General features: G+C 33.9%; 26 protein-coding genes and 1 tRNA gene. 16 read left to right on the top strand and 11 right to left on the bottom strand.

Going from position 1 to position 24,465, the window contains the following annotated elements; translation table 11 throughout:
- Window positions 1–24: 24 nt before the first annotated feature.
- Window positions 25–747: an ABC transporter ATP-binding protein gene (locus AAT17_RS07385; RefSeq protein WP_060523464.1), complete on the bottom strand. Its 723-nt coding sequence runs from the start codon at window positions 745–747 to the stop codon at window positions 25–27.
- A gap of 99 nt (window positions 748–846) precedes the next feature.
- Window positions 847–2,331, bottom strand: a complete 1,485-nt coding sequence (locus tag AAT17_RS07390) for a DUF5687 family protein (RefSeq protein ID WP_060523465.1) — start codon at window positions 2,329–2,331, stop codon at window positions 847–849.
- A gap of 165 nt (window positions 2,332–2,496) precedes the next feature.
- On the opposite strand from AAT17_RS07390, the gene AAT17_RS07395 reads away from it, so the two are divergent.
- Window positions 2,497–3,108: a DUF4254 domain-containing protein gene (locus tag AAT17_RS07395; protein ID WP_042276684.1), complete on the top strand. Its 612-nt coding sequence runs from the start codon at window positions 2,497–2,499 to the stop codon at window positions 3,106–3,108.
- Window positions 3,109–3,110: 2 nt separating this feature from the next.
- The gene (locus tag AAT17_RS07400; protein ID WP_060523466.1) at window positions 3,111–4,133 is read left to right on the top strand and encodes a glycosyltransferase family 9 protein; all 1,023 of its coding nucleotides are present in this window, start codon (window positions 3,111–3,113) and stop codon (window positions 4,131–4,133) included.
- 55 nt (window positions 4,134–4,188) lie between these two features.
- Here AAT17_RS07400 and AAT17_RS07405 read toward each other — a convergent pair whose 3' ends face one another.
- Both AAT17_RS07405 and AAT17_RS07410 read right to left on the bottom strand, forming a co-directional pair.
- Window positions 4,189–4,890 (bottom strand): CoA transferase subunit A, encoded by a 702-nt coding sequence (locus tag AAT17_RS07405; protein WP_060523467.1) that lies wholly within the window; start codon window positions 4,888–4,890, stop codon window positions 4,189–4,191.
- A 61-nt stretch (window positions 4,891–4,951) separates the two neighbouring features.
- On the bottom strand, window positions 4,952–5,992 hold the full coding sequence (locus AAT17_RS07410) for a ferredoxin--NADP reductase (RefSeq protein WP_060523468.1): 1,041 nt from the start codon (window positions 5,990–5,992) through the stop codon (window positions 4,952–4,954).
- A gap of 171 nt (window positions 5,993–6,163) precedes the next feature.
- On the opposite strand from AAT17_RS07410, the gene AAT17_RS07415 reads away from it, so the two are divergent.
- From AAT17_RS07415 to AAT17_RS07450, 8 genes are all read left to right on the top strand, one after another.
- Entirely contained in the window at window positions 6,164–8,026 is a 1,863-nt protein-coding gene (locus AAT17_RS07415) for a M1 family metallopeptidase (protein ID WP_060523469.1), read from the top strand.
- 109 nt (window positions 8,027–8,135) lie between these two features.
- A complete protein-coding gene (rnpA, locus tag AAT17_RS07420; RefSeq protein WP_244895631.1) occupies window positions 8,136–8,504 on the top strand; it encodes a ribonuclease P protein component in 369 nt (122 codons plus the stop codon).
- 117 nt (window positions 8,505–8,621) lie between these two features.
- The gene (locus AAT17_RS07425) at window positions 8,622–10,256 is read left to right on the top strand and encodes a S41 family peptidase (RefSeq protein ID WP_060523470.1); all 1,635 of its coding nucleotides are present in this window, start codon (window positions 8,622–8,624) and stop codon (window positions 10,254–10,256) included.
- On the top strand, window positions 10,253–11,362 hold the full coding sequence (locus AAT17_RS07430; RefSeq protein WP_060523471.1) for an OmpA family protein: 1,110 nt from the start codon (window positions 10,253–10,255) through the stop codon (window positions 11,360–11,362). Before AAT17_RS07425 ends, AAT17_RS07430 begins: the two co-directional genes overlap by 4 nt.
- Window positions 11,363–11,364: 2 nt before the next feature.
- Window positions 11,365–11,694 (top strand): helix-turn-helix transcriptional regulator, encoded by a 330-nt coding sequence (locus AAT17_RS07435; protein WP_042276698.1) that lies wholly within the window; start codon window positions 11,365–11,367, stop codon window positions 11,692–11,694.
- Between the two features lie 67 nt (window positions 11,695–11,761).
- The gene (locus AAT17_RS07440) at window positions 11,762–12,718 is read left to right on the top strand and encodes an L-threonylcarbamoyladenylate synthase (protein ID WP_060523472.1); all 957 of its coding nucleotides are present in this window, start codon (window positions 11,762–11,764) and stop codon (window positions 12,716–12,718) included.
- A gap of 16 nt (window positions 12,719–12,734) precedes the next feature.
- Window positions 12,735–13,046 (top strand): DUF6660 family protein, encoded by a 312-nt coding sequence (locus tag AAT17_RS07445; RefSeq protein ID WP_157539246.1) that lies wholly within the window; start codon window positions 12,735–12,737, stop codon window positions 13,044–13,046.
- A gap of 54 nt (window positions 13,047–13,100) precedes the next feature.
- A complete protein-coding gene (locus AAT17_RS07450; RefSeq protein ID WP_060523474.1) occupies window positions 13,101–15,305 on the top strand; it encodes a TonB-dependent receptor in 2,205 nt (734 codons plus the stop codon).
- Window positions 15,306–15,348: 43 nt separating this feature from the next.
- On the opposite strand, the gene AAT17_RS07455 is transcribed toward AAT17_RS07450, so the two are convergent.
- The 5 genes from AAT17_RS07455 to AAT17_RS13535 all read right to left on the bottom strand — a co-directional run bounded on the left by AAT17_RS07455 (window position 15,349) and on the right by AAT17_RS13535 (window position 17,549).
- Window positions 15,349–15,789, bottom strand: a complete 441-nt coding sequence (locus tag AAT17_RS07455; protein WP_060523475.1) for a GNAT family N-acetyltransferase — start codon at window positions 15,787–15,789, stop codon at window positions 15,349–15,351.
- A gap of 5 nt (window positions 15,790–15,794) precedes the next feature.
- On the bottom strand, window positions 15,795–16,055 hold the full coding sequence (locus tag AAT17_RS07460; protein ID WP_042276708.1) for a hypothetical protein: 261 nt from the start codon (window positions 16,053–16,055) through the stop codon (window positions 15,795–15,797).
- A gap of 52 nt (window positions 16,056–16,107) precedes the next feature.
- A complete protein-coding gene (locus AAT17_RS07465; protein ID WP_060523476.1) occupies window positions 16,108–16,386 on the bottom strand; it encodes a hypothetical protein in 279 nt (92 codons plus the stop codon).
- 60 nt (window positions 16,387–16,446) lie between these two features.
- On the bottom strand, window positions 16,447–16,878 hold the full coding sequence (gene rpiB / locus AAT17_RS07470) for a ribose 5-phosphate isomerase B (protein ID WP_060523477.1): 432 nt from the start codon (window positions 16,876–16,878) through the stop codon (window positions 16,447–16,449).
- 545 nt (window positions 16,879–17,423) lie between these two features.
- The gene (locus AAT17_RS13535) at window positions 17,424–17,549 is read right to left on the bottom strand and encodes a hypothetical protein (RefSeq protein ID WP_258150461.1); all 126 of its coding nucleotides are present in this window, start codon (window positions 17,547–17,549) and stop codon (window positions 17,424–17,426) included.
- A 153-nt stretch (window positions 17,550–17,702) separates the two neighbouring features.
- Between AAT17_RS13535 and rnr the strand changes: the two genes are divergently transcribed.
- The 5 genes from rnr to AAT17_RS07490 all read left to right on the top strand — a co-directional run bounded on the left by rnr (window position 17,703) and on the right by AAT17_RS07490 (window position 22,190).
- Window positions 17,703–19,913: a ribonuclease R gene (gene rnr, locus AAT17_RS07475; RefSeq protein ID WP_060523478.1), complete on the top strand. Its 2,211-nt coding sequence runs from the start codon at window positions 17,703–17,705 to the stop codon at window positions 19,911–19,913.
- On the top strand, window positions 19,913–20,080 hold the full coding sequence (locus AAT17_RS13395; protein ID WP_172792948.1) for a hypothetical protein: 168 nt from the start codon (window positions 19,913–19,915) through the stop codon (window positions 20,078–20,080). The genes rnr and AAT17_RS13395 overlap by 1 nt, the downstream gene beginning before the upstream one ends.
- A gap of 427 nt (window positions 20,081–20,507) precedes the next feature.
- Window positions 20,508–21,182, top strand: a complete 675-nt coding sequence (locus AAT17_RS07480) for a head GIN domain-containing protein (protein WP_060523479.1) — start codon at window positions 20,508–20,510, stop codon at window positions 21,180–21,182.
- A 95-nt stretch (window positions 21,183–21,277) separates the two neighbouring features.
- Complete coding sequence (locus AAT17_RS07485; protein ID WP_060523480.1) at window positions 21,278–21,955, top strand: LysE family translocator; 678 nt, start codon at window positions 21,278–21,280, stop codon at window positions 21,953–21,955.
- 1 nt (window position 21,956) lies between these two features.
- Window positions 21,957–22,190, top strand: a complete 234-nt coding sequence (locus AAT17_RS07490; RefSeq protein WP_042276721.1) for a hypothetical protein — start codon at window positions 21,957–21,959, stop codon at window positions 22,188–22,190.
- A 31-nt stretch (window positions 22,191–22,221) separates the two neighbouring features.
- Here the strand turns inward: AAT17_RS07490 and AAT17_RS07495 are convergent.
- Both AAT17_RS07495 and folB read right to left on the bottom strand, forming a co-directional pair.
- Window positions 22,222–22,292, bottom strand: a tRNA-Cys gene (locus AAT17_RS07495).
- 75 nt (window positions 22,293–22,367) lie between these two features.
- On the bottom strand, window positions 22,368–22,724 hold the full coding sequence (gene folB, locus AAT17_RS07500; protein ID WP_042276724.1) for a dihydroneopterin aldolase: 357 nt from the start codon (window positions 22,722–22,724) through the stop codon (window positions 22,368–22,370).
- 64 nt (window positions 22,725–22,788) lie between these two features.
- On the opposite strand from folB, the gene AAT17_RS07505 reads away from it, so the two are divergent.
- On the top strand, window positions 22,789–24,465 hold the full coding sequence (locus AAT17_RS07505) for a glutamine--tRNA ligase/YqeY domain fusion protein (RefSeq protein ID WP_060523481.1): 1,677 nt from the start codon (window positions 22,789–22,791) through the stop codon (window positions 24,463–24,465).

Below are 24,465 nucleotides of genomic sequence, written 5' to 3' on the forward strand. Positions count from 1 at the left end.
ACGTTTTAATCTTAGGGCTCATAATTATTCTTCTTCTTGATAATTTTCAGATATTCCTTTAAAATATGACTCTAATTCGTGGAAGGTACCAGCCGTTTTTACAATGTCCTTTACCACCTTACCTTTTTCAAGTAAAACGACACGTTGTGCTACCTCAGTAACGTGTATTAAATCATGACTAGACACTAGCACAGTGACCTCAGGATCGTTGGCTAGATCCTTGATGATGTTCTTTAAACGTATTTGAGTACTTGGATCAAGATTTGCAAACGGTTCATCTAGAATGATAACTTTAGGGTTACCTATAAGAGAAGCAACAATCCCTACTTTTTTCTGGTTTCCTTTAGAAAGATCTCTTAAATATTTTTTCTGGCCGATAGCTTCGCCATTAAAAAAGTCCATGTATTTGGCCATCACAGCATCTACATCGGCTTTATTTAATCCTCGTAGCTCACCTATAAAATAAAAATACTCTTCGGGAGTAAGATATCCGATAAGAAAACTCTCATCAACAAAAGCGCTTGTAAAAGGTTTCCACTCTTCACTCTTATCCACGCGTACGCCATTTGATTCAATGTGTCCGCTATTTGCCTGGATCAAGTCTAGTAATAATGAAAATAATGTCGTTTTTCCTGCGCCATTGTTTCCAACCAGTCCTATTGCTTGACCTTGTGGAATTTCTAAGTGTTCTATATCCAGAACTGTAACTCCATTATATTGTTTTGAAAGATTTTGAATACTTATCATGATGTGTAAATATTATTGGTTTTTTAGGGTTTCGCTTTCGCGAAAGCGGACTATCTAAATCTCACTCCTACCCTACTTTTAATTGTATTATTATTGAGGCTAGTTTTTTTGCGCATAGGCAGCAATAGTGTCGTACTTTTCTTCCTTATATAGACCTTCAATTATTTCAAAAATTTTATTTCTAAATAGCAATCCTAGTATACCTGTCACTGCAATAGCGATAAATCCAGCAGATTCACTTATCGTAAGTCCAAATGCATAATAAATTACTATAGGTAGAATAAGTTTTGGGATAAGCATGAGTAAAGTCTTTGCATTGAAAGCCTTGCTATCTCCAAATGCTTTTTTGTTTGAGGTTAAATCTATAGGTGTTTTAACATAGGCGCCACCCCATAAAACTACAGAAGAATTAAAGCCTATATTATAGATAGCTCCACAAACCATTGCTAACCACCAGTCTAGTCCAAAGTATAAATAGAACGTACATATTAAGAAACTTACAGCGGTACATATTACCATAAGCCACCATTTACTTAATAGAAACTCTCTGTATGGAATATTTTGAGACATCATTAATTTGTAATAGCTACTATCCCATGAAGGTACTAATCCACCAAAGCTGAATAGGAAACCACCGGTACAAAATAATCCTGCAAAAATTTTCATACCGTTTATTTGCTCATAGATATCATTCATAAAGAAGAATCCATAGAACACAAACAGAAAGCCCATGATAAAGGTTGTTCTTGCACGCTTGTTACGTTTTATAAGTTTAATGTCGTTTTTTAAATAGGTTGATATTTTACCGAATCTATCGAGAAAGCTTAGATCTTCTGTCTTGGCTTCTTTAACCTTTGATTTTAGTCCAGCATCTAAATAAAGTTGTCCTTTAAAATATTTATAGGCGTACCAGCCAAAAAATACTGCTGTTCCTATGGGTAATACAAATGACCAGGCATTGTTGTAAAAGAACTCAAAAATAGGTTGAGTATAAATAGTGATGTCAAATATGCCGTAGTATTGAGTAATGGCAAAAACTCCTATTATGGCTGCAACTGGATAAAATACAACGTCTTTATTATTGATGAAAATGTTTAAGAAATTGAGCGAAAGTGTTATTCCTAACATCGCTAAATGCCAGCTAATTACTCCAGCTACGTCATAACCCTTAGCAAGTAATACGATACTAAATGGAATAAAAAACATGGCCGGTAGTAAAGTAAAGAACGAAAAAACAGTTTTACCTAAGGCATATTTTACAATCTTTCCCTTTGTAAATGGTAAATAAAGTAAAGGTTTAATATTAGCCACTGGCATCTTTTGCATAGCATATCTAAAAACTAAATCTACTACGAACCAAAAAATCAAAAACTTGTTTATTACTTCAAAAGGACTTCCGGCATTGATTTTACCGTCCTCAATGAATTCTTCTAGGATAAAGTAACTACCAGCTCCTAAACCTATAAATTCAAGTAAAATGATAAACGCAAAGAATCCTAATATTATCTTGATTGCTAGATTTTGTTTAAAGGCGGCGCTTCTTAAAAAACTCTTCCATTCTAAACTCAAAAAGTACTTAAGCATAAGATTTTATATTGTGGTTGATGTATATGTAGACCTTGATAAAAATTTGTTACAGTATAAAGATATGGTCTAATCCCGATAATCTGGATATTGATGGCTACTCATAACTCTTGTAGCTTATAAAAGCAGCTTGTTATGAATTATATTTGCATTAAAATTAAGTACATGTTTTCAGATAAGGCAAATAAGTTATTTCAAGAAGTTATAGAGAAGTATCACGTGATAAATACTGTGGATCAATCTTTTGAAAACCCATATGATCGCAATTCACACCTTATTGAACATTTACTATATCGCAAGTGCTGGATAGATACTGTCCAATGGCATTATGAAGATATCATACGCGACCCTAATATTGAACCTGTTGCTGCTCTAACTCTTAAAAGACAAATTGATGCCAGTAATCAGGACCGTACCGATATGGTTGAGTATATTGACAGTTATTTTCTTGAAAAATACAAGGAGGTTGTACCACACAACAATGCGACTATTAACACAGAAAGTCCTGCATGGGCTATAGATAGACTTTCTATTTTGGCTCTTAAAATATTTCATATGCATGAAGAGGCTACTAGAGAAGAAGCTTCACAAGATCATCGTAATGCTTGCCAAAAAAAATTAGATGTTCTTCTTGAACAACGTATTGATTTGTCAACTGCTCTTGATCAACTTTTGTCTGATATTGCTTCTGGTGATAAGTATATGAAAGTGTACAAGCAGATGAAGATGTACAATGACGACGAGCTTAATCCTGTATTGCGCGCAGCAAATAAATAAAAATGCCTAATACTCCTAAAAACATCTTAGTAACGCGCCTAAGTGCGATGGGTGATGTTGCTATGATGGTTCCAGTACTTATTGGACTCAAAAAGAAATATCCAGAAGTAAAGGTAACCGTATTATCGCGCAAGCGATTCAAGGATATTATAGAACAAGTCCCAGACGTTCAATTTATTGAAGCACAAGTTCAAGAGAAACATAGTGGCGCTCTAGGAATTTATAAGTTGTCACAAGAATTGCAACACTATTCGTTTGATGCCATTGCCGACTTTCATAACGTATTACGTACTAAAGCATTAAGATTATTTCTCACAGGAAAAAAAGCTGTAATAGACAAGGGTAGACTAGAGAAAAAACGTTTGATTAATGACCCTAACTTTTTTAAGCCATTAATCACTACTCACGAGCGCTACACGCAAGTTTTAAGAAATTTAGGTTTTGAAATTAACTTGCATGGTGATGAATTTCTTACATCCTTACCTCTATCAACACGCCTACATGATTTTTTACCTACTAACTCCTATAAATGGATAGGATTTGCCCCATTTGCAGCCCATCCTTCTAAAGGGTTAAGTGTAGAGAGAATGGACGAATATTTAAAAGAGTTAAGTCGTCTGGAAAATGTTAATGTTTTTTTATTTGGTGGTGGTAAAAAGGAAGTAATAGTTTTAGATAAGCTAGCAGACTCCTATAACAACGTCATCAATCTTGCCGGTAAATTCTCTTTTAAGGAAGAACTAGCGATCATTTCAAAATTGGATCACATGATAGCCATGGACAGTGGTAATGGACACCTTGCAGCGATGTATGGTGTTGATACGATCACTGTTTGGGGATGCACGCATCCCTACGCAGGGTTTGCACCATTTGGACAACCTTTTAAAAACCAAGTAACGGTTAATAGAGATCGTTTTCCTTTGATTCCTACTTCCGTTTACGGTAATAAATGGCCTGACGGTTATGAAAATGCTATCAACACCATCCCTATCAAAAAAGTCATTCAATTAATAGTCAATAAATAAAAAAGGAGCATTTTGTAAAATGCTCCTTATTTATATTCTTTATACTATCAAGTTTTTACTCTCTAGGTCTAGTAGTACGCTGCTCTATACGTTTCTCATATTTCTCTCCTTGGAAAATACGTTTAACAAAAATGCCCGGTATATGAATTTCATTGGGATCCAATTGTCCTGCAGGCACAAGTTCTTCCACCTCAGCAACAGTAATAGTTGCAGCACCACACATACAAGGATTAAAATTACGAGCAGTTCCTTTAAAAATTAGATTACCAGCTTCATCTCCTTTCCAAGCTTTTACAAATGCAAAGTCTGCCTTAAAGGCATGCTCTAGGATATGTGGTTTCCCATTAAATTCTCTTACTTCCTTTCCTTCTGCAACTTCAGTACCATATCCGGCTGGAGTATAAAACGCTGGAATTCCTGCTTGTGCAGCCCTACAACGCTCAGCAAGTGTTCCTTGAGGAATTAAATCAACCTCTAATTCGCCACTTAACATTTGTCTTTCAAACTCGTCATTTTCACCTACATAGGAAGAGATCATTTTTTTTACCTGCTTACCTTGTAAAAGTAATCCTAAACCAAAATCATCTACACCAGCGTTATTAGAGATACAAGTAAGGTCCTTTACTTCTAGCTTTACTAATTGAGCAATGCTGTTTTCGGGAATTCCAGACAGGCCAAAACCACCTACCATCAGTGTCATACCGCTTTTAACTCCTTCGAGAGCTTTCTCTACATTAGCAACTGTTCTATTGATCATAATGTGTTTTTATTATCGGTATGAAAATACAATAATTATAAGACAATGAAAGCTGGTAGGGCTATACCTCATCAAAATTTATAACTACTTTTGAACTAGTTGGATAAGCTTGACAAGATAAGGATAATCCATCGCTTACTTCTTGATCAGTAAGTATAGCATTCTTAGCCATTTGGGCAGTTCCTTCTTCAATTAAACAAATACAAGAACTGCATATTCCACCTTGACAAGAATATGGTGCATCTATATCATTTTTAAGAATTACATCTAATAAATTTTGATCTCTAGTCATAGTAAAGGAATGTTCTTCATCATCTATAATAACTTTTACCTCTGTTAAATGTGAATCTTCAGTGATTTCAATATCGTTCTCTTGAGTTGTAAACAGTTCAAACAAAATGTTTTCTTTGTCCAAATACCCTTTTTCATTTAGATTGTCGCTGGCCATTTTAATCATATCCTCTGGTCCGCATAAGTACGCTTTCGCGAAAGCGAGATCTTTACAATCATTTTTCAAAAAGTAATTCAAATTTCCTTTTGAAATACGACCAAATAGAGCTTCATCTCGTTCTTCACGTGAGAAAGAATACTTCAAAATGAATCTATCGCCGTATTGATCTTTCAAATCGTTAAGTTGCTCAAAGTAAATAGTTTGAGATAGAGATTGATTACCGTATAACAAGGCAAACTTGCTATCTAATTCTTGAGAAAGAACGGTTTTAATCATTGAAATTATAGGTGTAATTCCACTACCGGCAGCAATGGCAAGATAGGTGTTACCGTTGTCAATGTTATGAACAAAAAGACCTTGTGGCGCAGCTACTTCAAGAGTATCACCTGCTTTTAAGCTTAATGCATAGTTAGAAAACAAACCATTAGGAACAGCTTTAACCACAACACTTATTGAGTCCTCAAATGGAGCGCTAGATAAGGAATAAGCTCTACGTACATCCTGATCGTTTATCTTAGATTTTAAAGTAAGATATTGTCCAGATTCATATTCAAATTCCGATTTTAAATTATCTGGAATCTGAAATACAATCTCCACAGCTTGTGGAGTTACTCTAGTTACTTGTTTTATAGTGAGTTTATGAAAAACCATGTTGTAATTTTAAAAATGTAAAAATAAGAACTGTCGCTTGCTTAATTACCAATTGCATTCAAATAGTCGCAGTAGGTCATAATTCTTATCTTAGCATCATAAAAACAGAGGTTATAAGAAAAAATCGATTGATTTGAACTTGTAATCACTAGGAATTAACCATAATTACACATGAAAAAAATTGCATTATTATTACTCGCAGCATTTATAGTGAGCTGTGGATCAACCTCATCAACTAGTTCGGTGGCATCATCAAGTGATGAAACTACTTACTGGCAACAACATGTTGATTATACCATGGATGTTGATATGGACGTGGACCGATATCAGTATACAGGAAAACAAACTTTGGTGTACACCAACAATTCGCCAGAAACGCTAGACCGTGTTTATTATCATTTATTTTTTAATGCTTTTCAACCAGGTAGTGATATGGATGTAAGATCACGCAGTATCGAAGATCCTGATAGAAGAGTTGGATCTCGTATTGCTGGGCTGGATCAAAATGAGATAGGTTATCTGTACGTGGATAATATGACGCAGGATGGGACTGCGTTAAATCCACAACGTGAAGGAACAATACTGGTAGTACCACTAGCTAAACCTCTTGCTCCAGGAGCTTCTACAACTCTTAAATTAGATTTTGATGGGCAAGTTCCTGTTCAAATACGTCGTAGTGGTCGCAATAATGCTGAAGGTGTGGCGCTTTCAATGACACAATGGTATCCTAAAATGGCCGAATTTGACAAAACCGGTTGGAACACTAGTCCATACATAGGTCGTGAATTTCATGGTGTATGGGGAGATTTTGACGTTAAGTTAACAATGGATCGTACTTATACAGTTGGTGGAACAGGTTATTTACAAAACCCTAAGGAAATAGGCCATGGATATGACAAAGCAAATTCTGGTCCTGGAAAAGGAAAGGACGGCAAATTAACGTGGCATTTTGTGGCTCCACAGGTTCATGATTTTGCATGGGGTGCAGATCCTGATTTTGTTCATGATATTTACAAAGGAGCAAATGGTGTAGATCTTCATTTCTTCTATAAGAATAAAGCATCTATCAAGGATAATTGGAAGAAGTTACAACCAGTAACAAATGAATTTTTGAAATTTTTCAATAAAAATATCGGTGAATATCCATACAAGCAATACTCTGTAATCCAAGGTGGTGACGGAGGAATGGAGTACGCAATGTGTACCCTAATTACAGGTGAGAGAAAATTCAACAGTCTTGCAGGAGTTACAGCTCATGAGTTTGCACACTCATGGTTTAATCACGTACTAGCTACAGACGAATCTAAACACGAATGGATGGATGAAGGATTTACTACCTATATATCAAATCTCGCAGAAGCGTATGTGAGCGGTGGTGACATGTCAAAAGCAAATCAAAGCTCTTACCGCGGTTATATTTACCTGGCAACGTCTGGTAAGGAAGAACCACAAACCACTCATGCCGATCATTATCATACTAACCTAGCCTATGGTGTAAGCGCTTATAATAAAGGAGCTACTTTCCTAGCTCAATTAGGATACATAGTAGGTAACGATGTACGTGATCAAATCATTAAAGAATATTACAACACTTGGAAATTCAAACACCCAGACCCTAATGACTTTAAAAGAGTAGCAGAGCGTGTAAGCGGTTTTGATCTTGAATGGTACTTGCGCGATTGGACCATGACGACTAAGACAATTGACTATGCAGTTAACGATATGAATAGCTTAGATGGTGTTAATGTAATCGAGCTAGAACGTAAAGGTCAAATGGGCATGCCGTTGGATATAGAAGTGACAATGACAAATGGAACGAAGAAAATGTTTTACATACCATTACAAGAAATGAGAGGTGAAAAGGAAATTCCTTCTAATTGGACAAAACTGGCTGATTGGTCGTGGGCAAATCCTACTTATAACCTAATATTGGATGGGATCAATATGAACGATGTTAAATCTGTAACTATAGATCCATTAAACCAAATGGCTGATATCGATAAAGAAAATAATAGCTGGAGTCTAGAGATGTAATCGAGCTTAAATTATTTATAAAAACGCCATTTCATGAAACTATGAAATGGCGTTTTTTTATTTATAGAACCTAGATATAGCTAAATTTGCTCCCAAGAATAATTATCTGATGATTAGATTTACCTTTTCAAAAAATCAAAAATTAAAAAGTCGCAAACTTATTGAGCAACTTTTTAAAGATGGTAAATCAATTAAATCAGGTCCATTACGTCTGGTTTATCTTCCCGTAGAGAAAGAAACTCAAATAGGTGTAAGTGTCTCAAAAAGATACTTTAAAAGGGCTGTTGACCGCAATAGATTAAAACGATTATTGCGTGAGGCATATAGACTATCACAACATGATTTTCCATTTGATAAACAGCCTATCGCAGGTATGTTTATCTACCATTCTAATCGTATGCCAGAATACACCTTTTTAGAAAATCAAATGAAAAAACTCATCAAGAAGTACCATCTTTCAAATACAAATTCTAAATAAAAATAAGAAGGACTTCTAATTACAAACTGTGGAATGCTATTTGATTTATCGTGGTTAATTGTAATTAACCTATCTTTATGCGTTACCCTATTGAGTAAGGATAAGAATTAACAAGTAATGAAATTATTAAAACGTAAAATAATCATTCCTATAATTGCTGTTATAGGAGTTTTCTCACTAGTTAGTTTTCAAAATGACTTTTTTGAAATTGCTAAGCAAATAGAAATTTTCAACGAAATGTATAAACAGATCAACATGAACTATGTTGACGAGACTAATCCAGGCGATCTTATGGATAATGCTATTGAAGGCATGATGGATGAGCTAGATCCCTATACAAAGTACTGGACAGAACAAGAAGTTGAAAAATCAAAAATTAATAGACGTGGAGCTTATACCGGTATAGGTGCTAGTGTATTAACTAAAGATGATAAAATCATAATAGTAGAACCGTGGAAAGATTATCCAGCAGACAAGGCTGGTCTAAAAGCTGGAGATGAAATTATAAGTATAGATGCGGTTCAAATTTCTGATTATAAGGACAACGCCGGTGATTTATTAAAAGGATCTCCTGGAAGTGAGCTCAAAGTAGTTTACAGAAGACAAGGCAAATTACTAAATGCGACACTTAAAAGAGCTGCGGTAGATGTACATGCTGTCCCTTTTTACGATATGGCTACTCCTGAAATAGGTTACGTTGTACTCTCTAAATTCAATGAAAAAGCTAGCAGAGAGACAAAAGCTGCTATTAAAGAACTTCAAGAAAAAGGTGCTCAAAAAATAATCCTAGACCTGCGAGGTAATCCAGGTGGATTATTAAGTGAGGCTGTAAATGTGTCTAACCTTTTTATTCCAAAAGATAAATTAATTACCAGTACTAAATCTGTTGTTCCAGAATACAACAAAACGTACCTGACCAAACGCAATGAGACATTTGAAGGTATGCCAATTGCTGTGCTTATTAATGGTCGCAGCGCAAGTGCAAGTGAAATTGTGAGTGGTAGTATACAAGATTATGATCGTGGAGTAATAGTAGGTGCACGTAGTTTTGGTAAAGGTCTTGTGCAACGCCCAAAAAAGCTGAGCTATGGAACACAAATTAAAATTACCATTTCTAGATATTATACACCTAGTGGAAGATGTATACAAGCACTAGATTATTGGAATCGAGATGAAGATGGAAACGCCGTACGTACCAAAAAAGAAGATTACAATGCCTTTAAGACTGTAAACAGTGGTCGTACAGTGTATGATGGTGGTGGCGTTGATCCAGATATAAAGTTAGCTAGCTCGGCCTATTCACCCATAACCACTACCCTACTTAAAGAAAATGCGATTTTTGATTATGCCACCGACTACTATTACCAACATCAGTTCTCTGATATGAATGAGATCAAACTAACTGATCAGGATTTTAATGATTTTGTTGCTTGGTTAGAAAAAAGAGGATTTGATTTTGATACTGATACTGAATCCGCTTTCGCGAAAGCATACAAAACAGCAGTCAAAGAAGAACTGGACGACGACATTGCAACCACTTACAAAGCAATGAAACAAGCTATCAAACAAGCAAAAAAGAAAGATATATTGGATAAAAAACCTGAAATCATGAGTTTGCTTACTGATGAAATTGTAAAGAGATATTTTTACAAAGAAGGATTATACCAGTATCAAATAAAATACAGCCCAGAAATAAAAACTGCTATAGAAGTGCTTGAAGACGAGAATCGCTACAACAATATATTAAAATGATAAACCGTTATTGCACCCTATTATTCCTATTGATAAGTCTGTTTTCTTTTTCACAAATTCAAGAACAACACAGCGTTTATTTTGATGTAGATAAAGATGAATTCAGTTTTAGTGAAGGAAGACAACTCAATGCTTTTTTTGACAATTTACTGTACAAACCTATTCTAGATGTAAAAATTCTTGGTTACTGTGACGATCGTGGTAGTTATGAGTACAATATGGATTTATCCAATAGAAGGGTAGAAACTGTAACAAACTGGCTGCAAAATCATGATATTCAAACGGATCATATATCTAAAATTATAGAAGGCCGTGGTGAAGTTGCACTAGAAAAGAATTCACAAGAATCACTGGAAAATGAACGAGCACAAAATAGGCGTGTAGACCTCACCTTTACCTTGCGCAAGGAATATGTTGATCGTATTGAAATTAAGCAGTTAGAACGCAGCAAACTCACTCAAAAACAAAAAGAATTCATCGATGAATATGAAGAAAAAGTAGTCGATAAAATTATTAATGAACCAGATAGTAAAGAACCTATTACTGTACTGCCTCTTAACAATACTACAGACAAGGAAGATGAAATAACAGCAGTAAAGGTTAATAAGAATACTAAAGCTGCAACCACTGCTGCAAATACACCAGAAGAGCAAGATGAATACCTAGATATTCCTACAAAACTTGATCCACCTATTGATAATACTAAAGAGCCTTTCAAAAGTTTACTACGTAAGAATATTAAAAAAGGCGAAATAATTAGATTAGAAAACGTACTGTTTTATAAAGGGCGTTCAAAACTTATAGAAGAATCACAGCCTATTCTAGAACGTATCGCCGAGATATTACTCGCCAGGGAAGATATCGAGTTTGAAATTCACGGTCACGTATGTTGTATAAATCCCGCGTATAAAGATGCTTACAATAGAGATACTAAAAAAACCAATTTATCTGTTGATAGAGCAAAGACCATTTTTAAAAAATTAAGAGAACGAGGAATTGATCCTAGAAGGATGAAATTTAAAGGATTCGGTAGAACCAAACCTCTAGGTGGACCCGATAAAAACGATCGTCGTGTCGAACTCTATATTACAAAAATTAACAAGTAAACATGGGTATTACCAAAACTGAATTATATACAGATAAACAAGTTAATCTTGCTGCGGTGTTTAAAGCACTGGGACATCCTGCTAGAGTAAGTATTTTAGAATATTTATTTAAAGTAGAATCTTGTGTGTGCGGTGATATTGTTGATGAAATAGGTCTGGCCCAAGCTACTATCTCACAACATCTTGTAGTATTAAAAAATGTAGGGATTATTCAGGGAACCGTTACTGGGACAAGCGTTTGTTATTGTATTGACAAAACAAAGTGGCTAGAAATCACAGAATATATTGAACCTTTCTTGAATTCTAGTACGTTAGATACGGAATGCTGTTAGGCTTAAATATTAATTTTTACTTGAGGTTTTTACTCCGATATTTGCCTAAAATTTGTAAAAGAATCCAATGACCGAAGTGTCTTCAAATATATCAAGGGCAGTAGACCTACTTAATCAAGATAAACTAGTCGCCATACCAACTGAAACTGTTTATGGTCTGGCAGGAAATATATATAGTGAAAAAGCCATAAAGGGAATTTTTGAAATGAAGCAACGACCTTTATTCAATCCCTTAATTGTGCATATTTACGATGTGAGACAAGTAAGAGAACTTACTACTGATTTTCCAGAAAAAGCTCAAAAACTTGCTCAAAAATTCTGGCCTGGATCACTTACTCTCATTTTACCAAAAAATGAGAAAGTCCCTAATCTGATAACCGCAAATAAAAACAGTGTAGGAATTAGGATGCCAGATCATTCAGTGACTCTAGAACTGCTAGCACAATTAGAATTTCCACTTGCAGCTCCTAGTGCAAATCCTTTTAGTAGAATAAGTCCTACCACTGCCCAACATGTGAAGGATTATTTTAATGATAAATTAGAGCTAGTACTAGATGGTGGACCTTGTAAAAATGGTATAGAATCGACTATAGTAGGTTTTGAAAATGAGGAACCTGTCATCTATAGATTAGGTTCTATTTCTCAAGAAGAAATAGAAGAGGTTATTGGTAAGGTGAACATTAATAATCAGGAAAAAAATGCACCTATTGCTCCTGGTATGGTAGAAAAACATTACGCTCCTAGAACCAAAACAGTGCTAGTAGAAAATGTATCAGACTACCTTCAACAAAATAGGAATTTAAAAATAGGTATTTTATTACACGAGAAAATCGATGACGAGCAACTTGCCCATACCGTTAAATACCTTACCTCAACCAGCGATATTAAAGAAGCTGCTAGTTTATTGTATGCCAGCCTTCATGAATTAGATGCATTAAATCTAGATATCATTGTTGCTCAAAAATTCCCAGATTCAGGAATAGGGAAATCTCTCAACGATAGATTGACTAGAGCAACAAAGTAATGCTTACCTTTGACAAATGAAGTGGTTTTTTATTCTATTTTCCATGTACTTTCTAGCATTAAATATAATGCCGTGCGGTGATGGTGTAGAACATGATGACCACATTGAAATTGCTAGTGACGACGATGGCTGCGAGGATAACCATGAAGATTTGTGTTCCCCTTTTTGTATTTGTAATTGTTGTTCTGTTCAATTAGTATTTGAATTACCGCATATAACTCAGTTTCTATTTTCAGATAAAACTATTTTAGGTGATAATCACTACAAATCACCTTATTCTATAATTTATTCAGATTCGGAAATTGATCCTCCTAGAGTATTAAGTTAAATCCAACTTCAGGCTATAAATCGCCTTTATTTTAACTTAAATACACTCATAAACATGAATAAATATTTGTGCAGTATTATACTGCTATTAGGTGTTTACGCTTTCGCGAAAGCGCAATCACAAAATTCTCAAAACAGAATTACCGTAACCGTAGTATCCCAATTGGATCAAGAACCTTTATTAGGTGCCAATGTTTTTATCAAAAGTCTTAAAAAAGGTTCTATGACAGATATAAATGGTGTTGCAACCCTAGAAAATTTAGAAGATGGAACCTATGAATTAAGCATAAGTTACATAGGGCATAAAACGCAAATTATCTCAATAAATTTACCATCTCAATTAGAATACCGTGTCGTTCTAGAAGAAAGTAAAGCTCAATTAAACGAGGTGGTTATTCAGTCTACACGTAGTACCCGAACCTTTAAACGTACTCCTACTAGAATCGAATTTATAGGTGGTGAGGAATTAGTAGAAAAAAATGCGATGAACAGTACTAATATTTCAATGGTATTAAGAGAAAGTACAGGTATCCAAATGCAACAAACCTCTCAAAGTAGTGCAAACCAATCTATAAGAATTCAAGGTCTAGATGGTAGATACACACAGCTTTTAAAGGATGGTTTTCCCCTATACAATGGATTTGCTGGTGGTTTAAGTATTATGCAAATACCGCCAGTTGATATCAAACAATTTGAGATTATTAAAGGTAGTTCGTCTACTTTATACGGTGCAGGAGCTATTGCAGGTCTAGTCAATATTCAATCAAAAACTCCAGGTGAGGAAAAGGATATGGATATCATGATTCAAGGTACCCAAGCTCTAGGTGCAACTGCCAATGTTTTTTATAGTGATCGTAATGAAAAATGGGGAACTACCTTGTATGCCTCGGCTAATTTGCAAGAAGCATATGATCCAGATGGAGATGAATTCTCAAACTTACCAGAAACTAAATCCATAACCTTAAACCCTAGACTTTTTTACTATCCAAGTGAGAGTAGTACCTTATGGGTAGGAATCAATACCACATTTGACGACCGTACAGGTGGATTTCTGGACGCTATCGATAAAAAAAGTAATAGGTACACCCAGGTGAATACATCGAGCAGGATAAGTTCTCAAATAAGCTATGATAAACAATTAAATGAAAATAGTAGTTTACAATTTAAAAACAGCATTTCATATTTTAATAGGGAACTTCAAACTCCTAATATTCTTTTTACCGGTGAACAAGTAAACTCATTTACAGAAGTTAATTACAAGCGTTCAGGCTTAAAGTCAGATTGGGTTCTAGGAGCAAATTTTTATACCACCAATTTTGATGAAACCAGTATAAATGATAGAGATCAAAAGGATACTACAGTAGGTGCATTTATCAACAATGTAACAGACTTAAGTGATAGATGGATATTAGAAACAGGATTAAGAACAGACTATGCAATGGATTGGGGTTTATTTGCATTACCTAGAGTTTCCCTTCTATATAAAGGCCCAGGAACTTTTACCAGTCGTTTAGGTGGTGGATTGGGTTATAAAATTCCAGATATATTTACAGAAGAAGGTGAGATGCTTAATTTTAGCGGTATCTCAGGTATTAACAAAGATGAATTAGATGCTGAAACATCTTACGGAATTAATCTGGATTTTAATTATACCACTCCTATTACTGAACAGATTAATTTTTCTATAAATCAATTGTTTTATGCTACTGCTATTGACAACGGATTGTTATTAACCTCAACAGGTATGGATACCTATTCCTATCAAAATGGAGATGATATAACGTTAAGTCGTGGAGCTGAAACAAATATGAAGTTCACTTATAAAGATTTTAAATGGTTTTTAAATTATGCATACATAGATACACAGCTTAATTTTCTTGATGGCAATCCTCAAAAACCACTTACTGCAAGACATAATGCTGGTACGGTATTAATGTATGAAAATAAAGAATGGCGTATAGGTTATGAAGCTTATTACACAGGTAATCAATTACTTTCTAATGGGTTTGAAACTACTGATTATGTTACAATGGGACTTCTGGTTATGAAAAACTTCAAATGGGGTCATTTATTTACCAATTTTGAAAATTTTACTGACCGTAGACAATCTCGTTTTACTCCTACTTTAAATGTGAATTCAAACGGTGTCCCTAGCTTTAATGAAATCTATGCTCCTACTGATGGTTTTATTTTTAGCATAGGTGTTATTTTAAAACCTTTTGGAACTATGGAACACCACGATGATCATGATGATCACTAACATAAAAAGCCCTTTTTAAAAAAGGGCTTTTTTTTACTTACTTCTACAAGATTATTTTCATTTTTTGATGTGGAATTCCATCCTCTAAATATTCTTCACCGGTGGATTCAAAACCTAATTCTTTATAAAATTTATCTAGATAGCATTGAGCGCTTATTATAATGATAGACCAGGATTTTTTATGAATATAATCCATACTTGCTCTCATAATTGATTTCCCATAAGATTTACCTCTAAATTCTGGATTAACAACTACTCTACCAATGCTTGATTGTTTAAAATAATCACCTGGTTTAAAAATTCTAGTATAAGCTACAATTGATTCATCATGATAACCAATAACGTGAATTGCAAGTTGATCCTTATTGTCAATATCTTGATAAACACAATCCTGTTCTACAACAAAAACCTGAGAACGTAACCGTAAAATATGGTACAGTTGTATCGTATTTAATTCATCAAAGGTTTTTATGTGTACTTGCATGTTATTTAAAATTGTTTAGGTACAATTTTAGGTTTAGGTGGTTTTACACCTATCCTGATATCGGTAATTATTTTCTCTAGCATTTCACCAAATGATTCATCACCATTTGCCATTATTTCTTGTCGATGACTATCCAGATCATTTAATACTTGTTCTTTCTCCTTATCTTCATAACTGTCTAGCTCTCTCCATATTTCCATGAGTTTTTTCTCTGGATGTACTGCCGTGCGCAGTTGGTGAATTATAATACTAGCTTCTTTTTTCATATTTCCACAGTATCCCTAGTATTGTATACAAGAGAAATTTAATTCTTAATCATTATTTGATTTTACCTCTGTAACGTAACGAGTTTTCGTTATGTTGTAAAAGTAGTCGTTGATCCTTACTATAACTTTTCAATAAATGAATTACGTAATCCAATTGATCGTCAGTAAGATGTTTATAAGCAGGTGCTGGTATTTTATCACGCCATTTTCCTTGTAAAACATTGTCTAATGCAATACGCCAGTAACAATGGTTATCAAAATTAAGTTCTGGATATTGTTTAGGTAACTGTTCACCTAATTCAAAATAAAGTTTACTATTTGTTCTACTCATACCAATCAACCTTCCTTCTATAGTAGTAAATAATTTGAATATTGCCTATGATAAAATAGGTTATGAACAAGCTATTTTATCAACCCTACGTTTGTGACGTCCACCTTCAAAATCAGTTTCAAGAAACGTCTTTACTAAGGCTATTGCTTGTGGTATTGAAGTGAAACGAGCTGGAATACAGATGATATTTGCATCGTTGTGCTCTCGTGATAATTGAGCAATTTCTTTACTCCAGCAAACAGCGCCACGTACTTCCTTATACTTATTAACAGTCATTGATACACCTTGTGCACTACCACAAATAACTATTCCTTTTGAGGCTTTACCAGATACGATATCTTGCGCTACTTTATGAGCAAAATCTGGATAATCTACACTGTCAAAACTATCAGTACCATGATTAATGATTTCATACCCATTTTCTTTTAAGTAACCTACTATGGCATTTTTATATGCAGGTCCTGCGTGATCGTTTCCTATAGAGATGTTCATGTGACTAAATATTAAGTAACAAAGGTAAAAAAGCAGTAAGTTAAATGAGGTTATTAACACCTAGTAATTTTTGACTTTTATAAACCAATAATAACCTGTTAATAGTTTTTAATGAAATTATTTAGGATTTGTCAAATGCTTGTGCATATATACAGGATACTGAAACAACATCATTTTCTTATTAGTTTTTTCAATTTAGTTGTTAAATGTAAAATTGACGTTATTAACAGATTAATTTAATGTAAATAATATACAATTCATTGTGAATAATGGTTGTGAACAACTGTGAGTAAAACAGTATAATTGGTTTAAAAATAGAAATTTAATTCTCTTATAACTTGTTTATAACTGTTGAAAGTTTCTTCTTTTTCAAAATAACAAAAAACGATTACCTAAATTTTACCGCTATTCACAAGCTATATTAATCACTATTTTTTATTTAAAAATTTTAAAAAGAAAAATCTATGATATAATATATGTTAATAACAACGAGAAGAAGTAAAACTTTGAAAATTTAAGAAAGAAGAAAAAAAGAAAGGTATCTCTTAAAATGCCGTAGTGGCATTACTGGCATCAAGAGCAATAAAAATGAGAATAGCACATACTATAGCAGCTACTAGTAGTATTCCTAGAAAAAAATAGATCGTAAACTTCTTATGTTTGAGAGACATTGTTTGGTTTAAACTATGTTTATATAACGCCTAAATTCATTTAAAGTTACACTTTTATTAAGGAATTTTTAAGATTTATTTATAATTTGTTCAATATTAATTATTTGTAAAGCAATTATGATTGAGTTGTATAAAGAGTAACTTTGTTTATATATGAAGAAAAAGAAATCACGAAAATCAAAGACCAAGTTTCAAAACTTAAGTCAAAGTGTTCTCAATATTTTAAAAAACGAACCCAATAAACTATTTAATTACAAACAGATATGCGCCAAACTAGGAATAAGGGATTCTAGTGGCCGCAATCAGGTAATAAAAAAATTACATCAATTAAAAGCTAAAGACAAGATTGAAGAAGTTGATCGTGGTAAATTCAAGATCATTAAAGCAATTGATTATTACACGGGAATTCTCGATGTAAGTTCTCGCGGTACCGGTTATGTTATAACCGAAGAATTACAAGAAGATATAATGATTCCTAAAAGATCCATCGGTCAGGCACTTGATGGTGATCAAGTTGAGGTCTATGTCTATCATCGTAGACGAGGACAACAACCAGAAGGTGAGGTTACTAAGGTACTACAGCGCAATAAAACAGAATTTGTGGGAACTATTGAAGTTCATGAAAAATTTGCATTTGTAAATATTGCAAATCCAAAAATAACTACAGACTTCTTTATTTCTAAAAGCAATATTAATGGTGCCAAGGATGGTCAAGTAGTACTAGTCGAGTTCTTAGAGTGGAACGATAAACAAGATTCACCTAATGGTAAAGTAAAGGATATTTTAGGTGATCCAGGTGAGCATGATACTGAGATTCATGCTATTCTAGCGCAATACGGTCTTCCTTATGAGTTTCCTATCGAGGTTGAAAAGTTCACTGAACAGTTAGATAAAACCATAAGTAAACAAGAAATTAACAAGCGTCGTGACATGCGCGAGGATCTCACCTTTACGATAGACCCTAAAGATGCAAAGGATTTTGACGATGCCTTATCATTTAAAGTCTTAGAAAACGGTAATTATGAAATAGGAATCCATATTGCCGATGTTTCTCACTACGTAAAACCAGGAACTGTTCTCGATGATGAAGCCTATGAACGAGCCACATCAGTATATCTAGTAGATAGAGTAGTACCCATGTTACCTGAAGTGTTATCAAATGGTGTGTGTTCTTTAAATCCTCATGAGGACAAACTATGTTTTTCTGCAGTATTTGAATTAGACGATAAAGCAGTTATCCACAATCAATGGTTCGGTAGAACAGTTATTCACAGCGATCAGCGATTTGCCTATGAAGAAGCGCAACATATCATTGAAACGCAAGAGGATGAAATACCTGAAGATATCTCGCTTTCGCGAAAGCGTACAAAAATACCTACTCCTATTGTTCAAGCCACTCTTAAACTTGATGAACTTGCTAAAATCATGCGAGCAAAGCGCATGCAATCGGGAGCATTGAGTTTTGATAAGACTGAGGTTAAATTTGATCTCAATGAAAACGATGAGCCTGTAGGTGTATTTTTTAAAACCTCTAAAGACGCTAATAAATTAATTGAAGAATTTATGTTATTAGCCAATAAAAAGGTAGCAGAATTTGTAGGAAAGCGTACCGCAAAAAACGGTGATAAAAAGACCTTTGTTTACAGAATACATGATGAACCCAATGATGAAAAGCTTAATGCTCTTGCTGGTGTAGTAAAGAAATTTGGTCATCAATTAGACTTAAGAGATCGTAATAGAGTAACCTCATCACTTAATAAACTATTACACGACGTTAAAGGTGCTAAGGAGCAAAACATGGTTGATACCCTAGCTATACGGTCTATGTCAAAAGCTGTTTACTCTACTGATAATATCGGTCACTATGGACTAGCCTTTGATTATTATTCTCATTTTACGAGTCCTATAAGGCGTTATCCAGATGTGATGGTTCACAGACTTTTACAACATTATCTAGATGGTGGAAAAAGTGCCGATGAAGAAGTGTATGAAGTAAAATGCGATCATTCTTCTAACATGGAAATGCTTGCTTCAAAAGCAGAAAGAGATAGTATCAAATACATGCAGGTCAAATACATGAAAAACCATGAAGATGAAGAGTTTTTAGGAGTTATTTCTGGTGTGACCGATTGGGGTATATATGTGGAGATTATTGAAAACAAGTGTGAAGGTATGATTAGGTTAGGTGATCTAGACGACGATAGTTATGAATTTGTTGAGGAAGATTTTGCTGTTGTAGGTAGACGTACTAAAAATACCTATACACTAGGTGACGAGGTTTATGTCAAAGTTAAAAACGCCGATTTAGTCAAGAAACAATTAGATTTTTGGATGGTTGGCAGTAAAGAACAGGTAGAATCCTAATGAAAACGAAAATTTGTCATACTTGTCAAAAAGATGACGATGTGATGTATCGTATTCAATTTTCAGGAAGTAAACAATGGGTTTTTTGTTGTAAATCTTGTACACAACATCATCAATCTGATATTAATTACCGTTATGGAGGCACCTGGAAAGGCAACCGTCATTAATAAAAATGCTTTTAATTATGTATTTAATCGATATTAATTGTATTTAATCTAATATTACTAGTCAGTATAATTCAATTTTAAAAGTAATCTAGAACTGGTAGATATTTGTATTGTAATTGAGAGTGGTTACTTAGTTACAACATTTTCATGGTTTTATGAAATAGAATATTTTCAATTAAGAAAGTTTTTTGGTTGGTTAGTAAAATCCCGTTATCCTCTTCAGGATGCGGGATTTTCTTTTAAAATTAATTATGCATGCATAATAGTTTGGCACGAGTTTTGGAAAGATATAGTTGAAGGTTATTAAGAGTAATTTTCATAAGTTTTTTGGTTGGTTAATGAAACAGCAGTCTTTTAGGCTGCTGTTTCTATTGATACAAACTGTAACATATTTATTTTTTGATTGTCTGTATATAAAATAACAATCATGAAATTTATAGTAAGCAGTTTAATAGTACTCTTCTCGGTAATAATAGTAGCCCAAAATCCTATTGAGGAAGACATGGGAAATTTTGATACAATAAAAACATTTGATTTAGTCAAAGTCAATTTAGTGAAATCTGATGTTAATAAACTAGTCATAACAGGCGAGGATGCTCAGGACGTAGAGTTTGTTTTAAAAAATAAAACTCTTAAAATCAGAATGAAAACGGAACGAATTTTTGATGGTCAAAATACCTTTATACACGTTTATTATAAAGATCTACAAACTATTGATGGTAATGAAGGATCAGTCATCGTAGTTAATGAATTAATGACTCAAAACAATCTTGAAATCAAAGTGCAAGAAGGAGCTAGGGTAGAAGCTGGTGTTGCGATTGAGCATCTGGATATAAGAGCAGTAACTGGTGGTATTGTTTCTTTAACAGGAGCAGCAAAAAACCAAAATATCGTTGTTAACACAGGTGGAATAGTTGAAAACGCAGGTTTAAAAACTGATGATTCCCGAGTTAAAATACAAGCTGGTGGTGAGGTTGAAGTGTATGCGAGTAATTACGTGAAAATTAGAATTAATGCCGGTGGCGATGTAATGGTTTATGGTAATCCAAATAATATAAATAAGAAAACTGTATTTGGAGGTCGTATTGAAATTGTGGAATAATGACGTCATATCGTTCTTTAAACTTTAGTTTTCTTAACTATCATTTGATAAGCCTTAGGTTATCTATTATTTTTGAGCTATAACTGATTTGTTATATGCTAGAAGATATATATAGTGCTATCCCATTAGGTTTTGGTATGGCTTTTTTAATAGGGCCAGTGTTTTTTGCCTTATTAGAAACAAGCGCCATAAAGGGTTTTAGAGCTGCTCTAGCTCTTGATATAGGAGTCATACTGGCTGATATCATTTTTCTTCTAGTCGCTTATTTTATGACCTCTAGTATTTTAGAAAAATTAAAGGATGATCCTGCATTATACATTTTTGGTGGTAGTATTTTATGCATTTATGGAGTAATTTCCTTTATAAAAACCAAGAAAACATACCTTAAAGAAGTTGATAAAGGAGTTTTAATCGTACAGAAGAACAATTATTATTCCCTGTTTATCAAAGGATTTTTACTGAATTTTATCAATATTGGCGTTTTAGGTTTCTGGTTGGGATTGATTGTAGTATTTAGTCCTCAACTAGAGAATGATGAAAATCGTATACTGGTATTTTTCAGTACTGTTTTACTTACTTATTTCATTGTAGATTTATGTAAAATAGTATTAGCAAAAAGTTTAAATAGATACTTAACTCCACTTAGAATATTTTGGTTAAAACGACTAATCGCTATTGTCATGTTAATATGTGGAATAGTATTGATTATTAAAGGTGTATTTCCTCAAACCACGGTTATAATAGAAAATCAATTACCAGAATTACCACATTAAAATGAGATGGATTGCTTACGTATTAGGAGTTCTTGCAATTGGTTTTTTACAATTTATTTTATTTATAATTTTTGTACCTGACTCTTGTGCGTACCACTCACAATCGGACGAAAGACCCTTTTTAATTAAATACTGTTATGAAGGTGTTCATCCAACTCCAAATGTTTTAAACATTGTATTAACGATAGTAATCGGACTGGCATTAGGTCACTTTATCGCAAAACGTATTCAATAAAAAAATCCCCAGTAATTACTGAGGATTTTTGAGGTGCCAAGCGGATTCGAACCGCTGTAGTAGGTTTTGCAGACCCAAGCCTAGCCACTCGGCCATGGCACCTTGTGGACGGCAAAAATAGTAAAAAAGTACAGTTTTTAGGATATCAATCGATAAAATCTAAAAAGCTGTTATTCTTTATCTACTTTCTGACATTTCAATGATTACACTTTCAACATCTCCACCTATAGGTGGATTTATTTTAGCTACTTGTACAGTAGCTTGTTGAACTAGTGGTTCTTCTTTAAAAATTCTATCAAGAATACGTTTTGCAACTTGCTCCAGTAATTTAGATCTTATTGCCATTTCCTCCTTAATAATTCTATTAAGGGAAACATAATCAACTGTATCTTTAAGGTGATCGGTTTGCGCACTTTTAGTTAAATCGGCACTTATTTCTAGATCCACTCTATAATCGCTACCTATACGTTCTTCCTCGTCTAGACAGCCATGGTTAGTAAAAACTCTAACGTTATTCAATTTAATTTTATGCATAGGGCAAAGATACATACCATTACTTATCTATAAATCTTAACTTTGCTTATAAAATAACATAGGGATGAGCGATAAAAAGCCGGCTAACTTTATAGAAGAGATAATTGAAGCAGATCTTGAAAACGGATTAAATCCTGATCATTTAAGATTTAGATTTCCACCAGAGCCTAATGGATTCTTGCACATAGGACATGCTAGTGCAATTTGCTTAAATTTTGGGTTAGGTGAGAAGTATAACAAACCAGTAAACTTAAGATTTGATGATACAAATCCTGCTAAAGAAGAATCTAAGTTTGTTGAAGCTATTCAAAAGGATATTGAATGGTTAGGTTATAAATGGGATAACCTATGTTATGCATCTGACTACTTCCAACAACTTTATGATTGGGCTATACAGCTTATTAAGGAAGGTAAAGCTTATGTTGATTCTCAATCAAGTGAACAAATTGCTGAACAAAAAGGTACACCTACACAACCTGGAACTAATAGTCCTTATAGAAATCGTAGTATAGATGATAATTTAAAGTTATTTGAATCTATGAAAAACGGTGAATTTGGCGAGTCTGAGCATGTATTAAGAGCTAAGATTGATATGTCATCTTCAAACATGCTTATGAGAGATCCTATCATGTATCGCGTTGTGAATAAACCACATCATAGAACAGGTAATGATTGGAAAATTTATCCCATGTATGATTGGACACATGGAGAAAGTGATTATTTGGAACAAATAACTCACTCATTCTGTACTCTTGAATTTTTACCTCATAGAGAGCTTTATAATTGGTTTCTTGACCAAATAGTAGATAAGGATAAGATACGCCCTAAACAACGTGAATTTGCCCGTCGTAACGTCTCTCATACAGTTACTTCAAAACGCAAACTTCAAAAACTCGTTGATGATGGAATTGTTTCAGGTTGGGATGATCCTAGAATGACCACTATTTCTGGAATGAGAAGAAGAGGTTATCCTGCTCAAGCAATCCGTAATTTTGCAGATTCTATAGGTATTGCAAAACGTGATAATCTAGTTGACATGAACCATTTAGAGTATTTCGTAAGAGATTATCTAAATAAAGAAGCTGACCGAGTGATGGCAGTTCTGGATCCAGTTAAATTAGTAATTACTAATTATCCTGAAGGAAAAGAAGAAATCTTACAAGCCGAAAATAGTCAGGAAGATGCATCTAGAGGATATAGAGAAGTACCTTTCTCAAAAGTACTTTATATAGAACGTGAAGATTATAGGGAAGAAGCAAATAAGAAATTCTTTAGATTAAAGAATGGAAAAGAAGTAAGACTTAAAAATGCCTATATTATTAAGGGTGAAGGTTGTGTAAAAGATGAAAATGGTGTCATCACTGAAATACATGCAACTTATGATCCAGAATCAAAAAGTGGTAGTGGCACTGAGGCCAGTATGCGTCGCGTTAAAGGAACCTTACATTGGGTAAGTGCGGCCCATGCTGTACCAGTTGAGGTAAGATTATACGATAGACTGTTTAATGTTGCACAGCCAGACGCAGATAAGGATGTGGATTTCATGCAATTCGTAAATAAAGAATCATTAAAAACTATCACAGCGTTTGGTGAACCAGCTTTAAAAGACTTAGAAGTAGGGAAAACGGTACAATTCCAGCGTATGGGTTATTTCTCAGTTGATAGAGATAGTACTTCAGAGAATCGAATTTTCAATAGAACAGTAACTCTAAGAGATACATGGGCAAAAATTGATCAATAG

Source organism: Nonlabens sp. MIC269, from assembly GCF_001430865.1.
Taxonomy (GTDB): domain Bacteria; phylum Bacteroidota; class Bacteroidia; order Flavobacteriales; family Flavobacteriaceae; genus Nonlabens; species Nonlabens tegetincola.

Excerpts from the sequence above, each read along its gene's own strand:
- AAT17_RS07480 (WP_060523479.1), top strand. The coding sequence starts at position 20,508 with ATGAAATTTATAGTAAGCAGTTTAATAGTACTCTTCTCGGTAATAATA.
- AAT17_RS07505 (WP_060523481.1), top strand. The coding sequence starts at position 22,789 with ATGAGCGATAAAAAGCCGGCTAACTTTATAGAAGAGATAATTGAAGCA.
- AAT17_RS07400 (WP_060523466.1), top strand. The coding sequence starts at position 3,111 with ATGCCTAATACTCCTAAAAACATCTTAGTAACGCGCCTAAGTGCGATG.
- AAT17_RS07410 (WP_060523468.1), bottom strand. The coding sequence starts at position 5,992 with ATGGTTTTTCATAAACTCACTATAAAACAAGTAACTAGAGTAACTCCA.
- AAT17_RS07435 (WP_042276698.1), top strand. The coding sequence starts at position 11,365 with ATGGGTATTACCAAAACTGAATTATATACAGATAAACAAGTTAATCTT.
- rnpA (WP_244895631.1), top strand. The coding sequence starts at position 8,136 with ATGATTAGATTTACCTTTTCAAAAAATCAAAAATTAAAAAGTCGCAAA.
- AAT17_RS07455 (WP_060523475.1), bottom strand. The coding sequence starts at position 15,789 with ATGCAAGTACACATAAAAACCTTTGATGAATTAAATACGATACAACTG.
- AAT17_RS07415 (WP_060523469.1), top strand. The coding sequence starts at position 6,164 with ATGAAAAAAATTGCATTATTATTACTCGCAGCATTTATAGTGAGCTGT.
- AAT17_RS13535 (WP_258150461.1), bottom strand. The coding sequence starts at position 17,549 with ATGTCTCTCAAACATAAGAAGTTTACGATCTATTTTTTTCTAGGAATA.
- AAT17_RS07450 (WP_060523474.1), top strand. The coding sequence starts at position 13,101 with ATGAATAAATATTTGTGCAGTATTATACTGCTATTAGGTGTTTACGCT.
- AAT17_RS07460 (WP_042276708.1), bottom strand. The coding sequence starts at position 16,055 with ATGAAAAAAGAAGCTAGTATTATAATTCACCAACTGCGCACGGCAGTA.
- AAT17_RS07405 (WP_060523467.1), bottom strand. The coding sequence starts at position 4,890 with ATGATCAATAGAACAGTTGCTAATGTAGAGAAAGCTCTCGAAGGAGTT.
- AAT17_RS07395 (WP_042276684.1), top strand. The coding sequence starts at position 2,497 with ATGTTTTCAGATAAGGCAAATAAGTTATTTCAAGAAGTTATAGAGAAG.
- rnr (WP_060523478.1), top strand. The coding sequence starts at position 17,703 with ATGAAGAAAAAGAAATCACGAAAATCAAAGACCAAGTTTCAAAACTTA.
- AAT17_RS13395 (WP_172792948.1), top strand. The coding sequence starts at position 19,913 with ATGAAAACGAAAATTTGTCATACTTGTCAAAAAGATGACGATGTGATG.
- AAT17_RS07445 (WP_157539246.1), top strand. The coding sequence starts at position 12,735 with ATGAAGTGGTTTTTTATTCTATTTTCCATGTACTTTCTAGCATTAAAT.
- AAT17_RS07465 (WP_060523476.1), bottom strand. The coding sequence starts at position 16,386 with ATGAGTAGAACAAATAGTAAACTTTATTTTGAATTAGGTGAACAGTTA.
- AAT17_RS07385 (WP_060523464.1), bottom strand. The coding sequence starts at position 747 with ATGATAAGTATTCAAAATCTTTCAAAACAATATAATGGAGTTACAGTT.
- AAT17_RS07430 (WP_060523471.1), top strand. The coding sequence starts at position 10,253 with ATGATAAACCGTTATTGCACCCTATTATTCCTATTGATAAGTCTGTTT.
- AAT17_RS07425 (WP_060523470.1), top strand. The coding sequence starts at position 8,622 with ATGAAATTATTAAAACGTAAAATAATCATTCCTATAATTGCTGTTATA.
- AAT17_RS07490 (WP_042276721.1), top strand. The coding sequence starts at position 21,957 with ATGAGATGGATTGCTTACGTATTAGGAGTTCTTGCAATTGGTTTTTTA.
- AAT17_RS07440 (WP_060523472.1), top strand. The coding sequence starts at position 11,762 with ATGACCGAAGTGTCTTCAAATATATCAAGGGCAGTAGACCTACTTAAT.
- folB (WP_042276724.1), bottom strand. The coding sequence starts at position 22,724 with ATGCATAAAATTAAATTGAATAACGTTAGAGTTTTTACTAACCATGGC.
- rpiB (WP_060523477.1), bottom strand. The coding sequence starts at position 16,878 with ATGAACATCTCTATAGGAAACGATCACGCAGGACCTGCATATAAAAAT.
- AAT17_RS07485 (WP_060523480.1), top strand. The coding sequence starts at position 21,278 with ATGCTAGAAGATATATATAGTGCTATCCCATTAGGTTTTGGTATGGCT.
- AAT17_RS07390 (WP_060523465.1), bottom strand. The coding sequence starts at position 2,331 with ATGCTTAAGTACTTTTTGAGTTTAGAATGGAAGAGTTTTTTAAGAAGC.